The organism is Chitinophaga rhizophila (genome assembly GCF_019492185.1).
GTDB lineage: Bacteria > Bacteroidota > Bacteroidia > Chitinophagales > Chitinophagaceae > Chitinophaga > Chitinophaga rhizophila.
In genome coordinates this window covers 1-1,136 of the sequence record NZ_JAICCF010000013.1, presented here as the reverse complement: position 1 = coordinate 1,136, position 1,136 = coordinate 1, and the positions used below count along the sequence as shown (strand labels likewise).

Genomic DNA, 1,136 nt, shown 5'->3' with positions numbered 1-1,136 from the left:
AGGAATACAAAGATCAATTACTTCACTCCAAAGGTTTTCTACCAGAAATACAAGTACAGGACTTTCCTATTAGGGGGCATAAGGTTGCCCTATGCATCAAACGCAGACGCTGGGAGGTGCAATCGACCGGAGAAATAGTAACCAGAGACTGGACGCTTGTAAGATCAGGAGCACGAATGACAACGGAATTCGGGCTTTTTTTAAAAGGTATATTTGGATAATTATCCCATCAGTCCTGTGCAATTAGGCCACTTTTTTCAGGTGGATGGCAAACAATTACAACAACAATACAAGAATCATTTAAGCGACTATCACCAATGGGAGCAGAAGGATCATGCCGAACACTGGATGGTCTTTGAGCAAAATATCGGCCCCTATCTGAGCATTGATGAAACAGCATTTTCCAGTGGAGAATTGTATACGATAGTGACGAATAAGGCTGCAAAAGGCCGCAGGGGCTCTATTGTAGCAATGATTAAAGGAACACAGGCGGACTATCTGATCAATGTTTTGAACAAGATCCCCAAACGGCTTCGTAGGAAGGTATTGGAAGTAACGATCGATATGTCAGCAAGCCTTAACCTGGCGATTAAGCGGTGCTTTCCTAATGCTGACCGTGTAATTGACCGTTTTCATGTTCAACAACTAGCCTTCGATGCGGTACAGGAAACCCGTATAAAATATAGATGGGAAGCCCTTGAGGAGGAAAATAAGGCCTATGAACAGGCTAGAAAGCAAAAGATTGTCTATCATCCAGAAGTGCTGCATAATGGAGATACTGTCAAACAGCTCCTGGCTCGTAGCAGATACTTATTGTTCAAACAGCCACGATTATGGACTAGAGAGCAGCAGCAACGGGCGGAACTATTGTTTACCAGGTATCCCGTTATCCAAAAAGCATATCAACTGTCGTTGGGTCTTGGAGATGTGTTCAGAATATGTACTAGCAAAGAACAAGCCTTTAAAAGGCTCGCACTATGGTACAATGATGTAGATACCTCAGGAATACAATCCTTCAAAACCCTGTCCAGAACTGTTCAAAATCATTATCTAGGTATCCTGAACTTCTTTAACAACCGGGCCACCAATGCCGCAGCAGAATCATTTAATGCGAAGGTAAAATCATTTAGAAACGC

The 1,136-nt window shown here is 42.9% G+C and carries 2 protein-coding genes; both read left to right on the top strand.

All coding sequences use genetic code 11. The annotated features are described in order from the left end of the window. The coding region (locus K1Y79_RS29645) for an ISAon1 family transposase N-terminal region protein (protein ID WP_449508532.1) at positions 1 to 221 on the top strand (221 nt) is incomplete at its 5' end. Further along, on the top strand, positions 214 to 1,136 hold a 923-nt coding region (locus tag K1Y79_RS29015; RefSeq protein ID WP_220253734.1), incomplete at its 3' end, for an ISAon1 family transposase. The genes K1Y79_RS29645 and K1Y79_RS29015, both read left to right, overlap by 8 nt.